This is a genomic window from Nonomuraea rhizosphaerae (assembly GCF_019396405.1).
Taxonomy (GTDB): Bacteria; Actinomycetota; Actinomycetes; order Streptosporangiales; family Streptosporangiaceae; genus Nonomuraea; species Nonomuraea rhizosphaerae.
In genome coordinates, this window is sequence record NZ_JAHKRL010000295.1 from 1 (window position 1) to 7048 (window position 7048).

At 73.4% G+C, this 7048-nt stretch carries 5 protein-coding genes and 1 pseudogene; 4 read left to right on the top strand and 2 right to left on the bottom strand.

Annotated elements, in window-relative coordinates:
* Window positions 1-437 (bottom strand): annotated as a pseudogene (locus KME77_RS14950) (LCP family protein); the annotation flags it as partial.
* 140 nt (window positions 438-577) lie between these two features.
* On the opposite strand from KME77_RS14950, the gene KME77_RS14955 reads away from it, so the two are divergent.
* Window positions 578-1447 carry an enoyl-CoA hydratase-related protein gene (locus KME77_RS14955; RefSeq protein ID WP_219467290.1) on the top strand — a complete coding sequence of 290 codons (870 nt, stop codon included), beginning with the start codon at window positions 578-580 and terminating at the stop codon, window positions 1445-1447.
* 1 nt (window position 1448) lies between these two features.
* Entirely contained in the window at window positions 1449-2375 is a 927-nt protein-coding gene (locus tag KME77_RS14960; RefSeq protein WP_246609786.1) for an alpha/beta hydrolase, read from the top strand.
* Here the strand turns inward: KME77_RS14960 and KME77_RS14965 are convergent.
* Window positions 2361-3812, bottom strand: coding sequence for an alpha/beta hydrolase family protein (locus KME77_RS14965; protein WP_308250706.1), 1452 nt, complete (start codon window positions 3810-3812; stop codon window positions 2361-2363). The genes KME77_RS14960 and KME77_RS14965 overlap by 15 nt on opposite strands.
* 148 nt (window positions 3813-3960) lie before the next feature.
* On the opposite strand from KME77_RS14965, the gene KME77_RS14970 reads away from it, so the two are divergent.
* Window positions 3961-5073 carry a metallophosphoesterase family protein gene (locus KME77_RS14970; RefSeq protein ID WP_219467295.1) on the top strand — a complete coding sequence of 371 codons (1113 nt, stop codon included), beginning with the start codon at window positions 3961-3963 and terminating at the stop codon, window positions 5071-5073.
* On the top strand, window positions 5074-7048 hold a 1975-nt coding region (locus KME77_RS14975; RefSeq protein ID WP_219467298.1), incomplete at its 3' end, for an AAA family ATPase. It abuts the gene before it with no gap.

Here is a 7048-nt window from a genome sequence, read left to right on the forward strand (position 1 = left end):
GGGGCGGCGGCCCCGTCGGCGCCGTTGCCGGTGAAGATGCTGTTGAGCGTCTGCTGGGAGGTCCACACGGTCTCGGCCACCACCCCGAACGGCAGCACGACCACGACGGCCAGCAGCCCCGCGAGCGTGCCCGCCGCGATCTGGCCGCCCTGCGACAGCCGGCCGGGCCTGAGCACCACGAACGAGTGGACGATCAGCGCGAACCACGCCAGCCCCAGCACGGCCGCGCCCGCGGTGACGCCCTTCAGCACGCCGTCGTCGACCAGCTCGCCGGCGAGGTTGTCGGTGGCCAGCCCGTACGCGAGCAGCGCGAGAAGCCCGGCCGCGTAGCAGCCGAGCAGCACCAGTCCGGTTCTGCGCCATCCGGCCCTCAGATGCGCCGCCCCCGGAGCCAGCGCGGTCAGCGCCAGCCACCCGAGAACCGCCAAGGCGCTCACCGGTTTTGTTGCCTGCCTCACGCCATCCCCGTTTCCCCGCGCAGTACACACTAGGCCGAATCGAGGCGGCAGCCTACGGACCGAATGCGAAATATGTCCTTATGGGAGAGTGAACATCAGTAACAGAATATGATTCGGTCATGGCCTTCTCCCAGATCGACTACGCCGTGGCGGACCGGATCGCCACCGTGACATTGAAGCGTCCGGACCGCATGAACGCCTTCACCTTTACGATGCGCGGAGAGTTGATGGAGGCGTTCGACCTGGCGGACGCCGACGACGACGTCAGGGTTGTCGTGGTGACCGGAGCCGGCCGCGCCTTCTGCGCCGGGGCCGACCTGGGCGGCGGCGGTGAGACGTTCGGCAACCGCGACCGCGCCGCCGGCGGCGAGCTGGTCGACGGCGTGCCGCGCGACGGCGGCGGCACGGTCGCGCTGCGCATCGCCCGCTCGCTCAAGCCGGTCATCGGCGCCATCAACGGCCCGGCCGTCGGCGTGGGCGTCACGATGACGCTGCCGATGGACGTCAGGCTGGCCGCCGACACCGCCAAGTTCGGGTTCGTCTTCGCCAGGCGCGGCATCGTCGCCGAGGCCGCGTCGAGCTGGTTCCTGCCCAGGCTCGTCGGCATCGCCCAGGCCATGGAGTGGGCCGCCACCGGCCGTGTCTTCCCGGCCGCCGAGGCGCTGGCCGGGCGGCTGGTCTCACGGGTGCTGCCCCAGGAGGAGCTGCTGCCGGCCGCGTACGAGCTGGCCGCGGAGATCGCCGCCAACACCTCGGCCGTCTCGGTGGCCGCGATCCGCAGACTGATGTGGTCCGGGCTGTCGGCCTCCTCGCCATGGGAGGCGCACGCCGCCGACTCACGGCTGATGGCCGAGCTGGGCTCCGCGCCCGACACGGTGGAGGGGGTGACCTCGTTCCTGGAGAAGCGGCCCGCCGTCTTCCCGATGACGGTCAGCGAGGACCTCCCGGCCGGTGTGCCGGAATGGCCGGTCAATCCCTATGGTGGCTGACATGTACGACACCACCGTGCTGACCATGCCGCCCGACTTCGAGGGCGAGGTCGTGGCGACGCTGATCTCCAGGCGGGTCCCCGGCGAGGCCGGCTCCCGCAGGGCGGTGCTCTACCTCCACGGGTTCACCGACTACTTCTTCCAGGACCACCTCGCCGACCACTACCTCGGCCGCGGCATCGACTTCTACGCCCTCGACCTGCGCAAGTACGGCCGGTCGCTGCTGCCGCACCAGACCAGGGGACTGGTCAGGAGCGTCACCGAGTACTTCCCGGAGATCGACGAGGCCGTACGGATCATCAGGCGCGACCACGACGAGCTGACCCTCAACGCCCACTCCACCGGCGGCCTGATCGCGCCCCTGTGGGCCGACCGGGTCCGCGGCCGCGGCCTCGTCCAGGGGCTCGTCCTGAACAGCCCGTTCTTCGACCTGAACGTCCCCACCCCGCTGCGGCTGGCCGCCGACCTGCTCGGGACGCCGCTGTCGTACTCGCGCCGCGCCCTGCCGCTCGGCGTCAGCACCGTGTACGGGGAGAGCCTGCACCGCACGGCGCAGGGCGAATGGGACTACGACCTGGAGATGAAGCCCCTCGGCGGCTTCTCCGTGCACGCCACGTGGCTGGCCGCCATCCGCAGAGCGCAGCGGCGGCTGCACGCCGGGCTGGCCGTGGACGCGCCGGTGCTCGTGCTGGCCTCCGCCACCGGCCTGCGGATCCGCGACTTCGTGCCGGAGGCGCGCTCGGCCGACACCGTGCTCGACCCGCGGCAGATCTCGCGCTGGGCCACCTCCGTCGGGCCGCACGTCACCTGTGTGCGCGTGCCCGACGGGATGCACGACCTGGTGCTGTCGGCGGAGCCGGTGCGCAAGCAGGTGTTCGCCGAGATCGACCGCTGGCACGCGGCATATGTGAACTCACCAGGGGAATGAGAACAGTCCGTAGTAGGCGGCGGCCACCAGCAGCAGGCCCGTGCCGCCCAGCACGCCCGCGATCGCGACGTGCTGCCAGCGGCTCGGGCGCAGGCCCTCGCGCAGGCCCGCCACGACCGCCGCCACGGCCGTGACCTCCTGCACCAGCATCAGCACCGCCAGGATCCGCACGATCACCCAGCCGGCCAGCACGGCCGGCCAGGCCCCCGCCTGGTTCACCGAGAACAGCACCAGCAGCGTGATGAACGCCAGCACCGAGGCCAGCAGCCCCAGCCCCGTCCACGCCATCTTGACCAGGCGGCGCCTGATGGGCGGCCACAGCCGGGCGTTCGTCTCGATCGGGGTGTGGTGGCGGCCGCGCAGCCGGACGACCATCGCGGCCACCGGCCCGGCCACGTAGCCGACGGCGGCCAGGCAGATCGTCAGGCCGAGCATCGTGCCGCCCGCGTACCAGGGCGCGGCCGGGACGTCGCTCGCCTCGAACCGCTGCACCGGCGTCGCGCCCGCCAGGTGCACCGCGGGCTTGGCGGTGCCGGGCAGGCCGAGGATCCAGTTCGCCAGCGTCTCCAGATAGCCGTGCGTGAACGGCCCGCCGTGGATCCGCATGGCGTGGTCGCCCTTGTCCATGTAGCGGATCGTGTACTGGTCGTTGCCCGCCTCCTTGAGCGCCGTGGTCAGCGCCTGGGTGGACTCCACGAACGGGATGGACGGGTCCTGGGTGCCGTAGAAGGCCAGCACCGGCTGCTTGATCTGGCGCAGCGCGGGCATCGCGTCGTAGCGCAGGAAGTTGAAGCCGACCCCGCCCATCGCCCTGGTCAGCAGGTCACGGGCGCCGATGGGCGCGCGCAGGCGCAGCAACTGCTCGTTCAGCGCCCAGGCGACCTGGCGCAGCGGGGAGACGTTCGGCGAGGAGACCAGCACCGCGAACCCGACGTCCAGGCTCTTGGCCGCCGCGATCGGCACCACCCAGCCGCCCTCGCTGACCCCCCACAGCCCGGTGCGCGAGGGGTCCACGTCAGGGCGTGAGCGCAGGTACTCCACCATGCGCAGCGCGTCGTCGGCGAGCAGGCCGAAGTCGCGGTCGCGGAAGTTGTAGCCGACCGTCCGCTTGTCGAAGGCCAGCGTCACCACGCCCGCTCTGGCCAGGAACTCCGCCTGCGGCGTGAACTCCGTCCGCGACCCGTTGCCGGATCCCGACACGAACACCATCGCCGGATGGCGGCCCGGCGTCGTGGGCACGCGGACCGTTCCCACGAGCGTCTGGCCCTCGGCCGGGATCGAGATCTCCTCGTGCCGCACGGGGATGTTCGCCACCACGGGGCGCAGCTCACCGGCGGGCTGCGGGGGGAGGGCCTTGAACGTCTGGTCGACCGTCAGTGGCGGAGGGTCGAAGGCGGGTGGCAGAACGTAGCCGACAAAAGCCAGAGCCACGAGCACCAAACCTGCAGCCACGCTCAAGGTGCCACGGCCAGTGCGCATCGGCCTCCCCATGTGCGTAGATTTGCCCGCCGATCAGTGAGCCTACTCCCGGGGCATGTGGCGCATGGGACCGCATATGTCAGTGAGACCTGTTAGCTTCCTGCGAATGCGGATGCTGCACACCTCCGACTGGCACCTCGGGCGCTCCTTCCACCGCGAGAGCCTGCTGCGGGGCCAGGCCGCGTACGTCGACCACCTGGTCGAGACCGTGCGCTCGGAGCGGGTGGACGTGGTCGTGGTGTCGGGCGACGTCTACGACCGCGCGCTGCCGCCGGTCGACGCGGTCGCGCTGTGCGGCGAGGCGCTGCACCGGCTGACCGGGGCGGGCGCCCGCGTGGTGCTGATCAGCGGCAACCACGACTCGGCGGCGCGGCTCGGGTTCGGCTCCGGGCTGATGGACGGCGCCGGGGTGCACGTGCGCACCGACCCGTCGCGGGCGTGGGAGCCGGTCATGGTGGACGACGTGGCCTTCTACGGCATCCCCTACCTGGAGCCCGAGCTGGTCAAGGGGGCGTGGGAGCTGCCCGGCCGCAGCCACACGGCGGCGATGTCGTACGCGATGGAGCGGGTGCGGGCCGACGCCGCGCGGCACGCCCGGTCGGTGGTGCTGGCGCACGCGTTCGTCACCGGGGGAGAGGCCAGCGACAGCGAGCGCGACATCAGTGTGGGCGGGGTGGCTCATGTGCCGCTGTCGGTGTTCGACGGGGTTTCCTACGTGGCGCTGGGCCACCTGCACGGCCGTCAGCGCATGGCGGAGACCGTGCGTTATTCGGGGTCGCCGCTGGCCTACAGCTTCTCCGAGGCCGGGCAGCGGAAGGGGTCCTGGCTGGTGGAGCTGGGCTCCGGGGAGACCTCCTTCGTGCCCGCTCCGGTGCCGCGCCCCGTCGGGCGGCTGCGCGGCCTGCTCGACGACCTGCTGACTTCCCCGACATACACCGACATGGAGGACCACTGGCTGCAGGTGGTGCTCACCGACCCGGTCCGCCCCAAGTCGGCCATGGACCGGCTGCGCGCCCGCTACCCGCACACGCTCGCCCTCGCCTTCGAGCCCTCCGGCGCCGTCGCCGCCGCCCAGCCCGTACGGCTCAGCGGCCGGCCCGAGGCGGAGGTCGCGCTGGATTTCGTCAGGGAAGTACGCGGCGAGCCTGCCGCACCTGAGGAGGAAGACCTGCTAAGACAGGCGATCGAGGCGTCCAGGGCGAAGGAGACGATGGCGTAGATGCGGCCGCACCGGCTCTCGCTCACGGCCTTCGGGTCCTTCCCCGGCTCAGAGACGGTCGACTTCGACGCACTCGCCGAAGCGGGGCTCTTCCTCGTCCACGGGCCGACCGGGGCGGGCAAGACCACGATCCTCGACGCCCTCTGCTTCGCCCTCTACGGCCAGGTCCCCGGCCAGCGCAACAGCGCCCGCGCCCTGCGCTGCGACCACGCCCCGCCCGCCGTGGGCCCGTCGGTCGCCCTGGAGGTGTCGCTGCGCGGCCGGTCGCTGCGCATCCGCCGCTCGCCGGTGTGGCAGCGGCCCAAGCTGCGCGGCTCCGGCTTCACCGAGGAGAAGGCCAAGGTCATCGTCGAGGAGCGGGTCGAGGGGGCCTGGCGCGGGCTCACCACGCGCTCCGACGAGGCCGGCGACCTGGTGGGCGGGCTGCTCGGCATGAACGCCGACCAGTTCTGCCAGGTCGCGATGCTGCCCCAGGGCGATTTCGCCCGCTTCCTGCGGGCGGACGGGGATGATCGGCGGAAGCTGCTGGAGCGGCTGTTCACCGTCAAGGTGTTCACGCAGGCGGAGGCCTGGCTGGCCGAGCACCGGAAGGCGGCCTGGCGGGAGTCGCAGGAGCTGCGCCAGCGGGTCGACTTCGCCGTACAGCGGCTGGAGGAGGCGGCGGGCGACCTGACCACCTCCCTTGAGGCGCCGAGGTCCGAAACACCCACGCCGGGGGACGACCCCGCCGGGACGGTGCCTTCGCCGGAGGACGACCCGATCGGATGGGCCGGGGCGCTGCTCGACGCCGCGCGCGCCGTCGTCGTGCGCACCGCCGCACACCACGCCGAGGCCGAGCAGGAGCTGCGGGCGGCGCGCGACCGGTTCGAGCGGGCGACGTCGCTGGCCGAGCGGCAGCGCCGCCACACCGAGGCGCTCACGCTGCGCCGCACCCTCGACGAGCGGGCCGAGGAACGCGCCGAGCTCCAGGCCGTCCTGGAGGACGCCGCCCGCGCGGACCGCGTCGTGCCGCTCATCACGACCGCCCGCCAGCGCGCCGAGGCCGCCGCCAAGGCCCGCGCCCTGGCCGCCGACGCTCTCACCCGCGCCCGCCCCCTCCTGACGACCGCGACCGCCGCCACCCACCCCTTCGGTGACGACCCCGCCGGGCCCGGGGAGAGGGGCGGTCCCCACGACCGGGTCGGCCGCGAAGGGCGGGACGGTCCCGGGGCGGCGGCCGGCCCCGCCCCCGAGTGGGCCACGCCCGAGCGGTTGCAGGCCATGGAACGCGACCGCCAGGCCGAGATCGCCCGCCTGTCCGAGCTGCTCACCGAGGAGGCCAGGCTGCTGGTCGTCCGCAGGGACCTGCAGCGCGTCGAGGCCGAGCTGACCGGCCTGGCCGACGAGGACGAGACCGCCGCGTCCAGGCTGGCCGCCCTGCCCGCGCTCATCGAGGAGGCCGAGCGCGAGCTGGCCGCCGCCCGCCTGGACGCCGCGAGGATCCCGGCGGCGCAGGACGTACGGAACGCGGCCGCCGAGCTGATCGACGTCGATCGTGAGCTGTCCCGGCTGGCCGCGGAGCTCGACGGGCTGACCCGGCGCGAGGCCGAGGTAGCTGCCATGGACGCCGAGCTGCCCGCCCGCCTGGCCGGCGCGAACGCCCGCCTCGCCGAGGTGCGCGCCGAGGCCGCCGCCGTCCCGGCCGCCACCGCGGCGCTCGACACCGCCAGGGCCGTACGGGACGCCGCCCGGCGCGGTGAGGCCCTGGCCGCCGAGCTGGAGTCGGCCGCCGCGACCTGCCAGGCGCTGGTGGACCGGGCCCAGGGGCTGCGCGAGCGCTGGCTCGACGTACGGCAGGCGCGCATCGACGGCATGGCCGCCGAGCTGGCCCGCGACCTCACCGACGGCGCCCCGTGCGCCGTGTGCGGCTCCGAGCACCACCCCGACCCGGCCTCGCCCGCCCCCAGCGCCCCGTCCGCCGACGACGAGCGGGCCG

Excerpts from the sequence above, each read along its gene's own strand:
- KME77_RS14955 (WP_219467290.1), top strand. The coding sequence starts at position 578 with ATGGCCTTCTCCCAGATCGACTACGCCGTGGCGGACCGGATCGCCACC.
- KME77_RS14960 (WP_246609786.1), top strand. The coding sequence starts at position 1,449 with ATGTACGACACCACCGTGCTGACCATGCCGCCCGACTTCGAGGGCGAG.
- KME77_RS14970 (WP_219467295.1), top strand. The coding sequence starts at position 3,961 with ATGCGGATGCTGCACACCTCCGACTGGCACCTCGGGCGCTCCTTCCAC.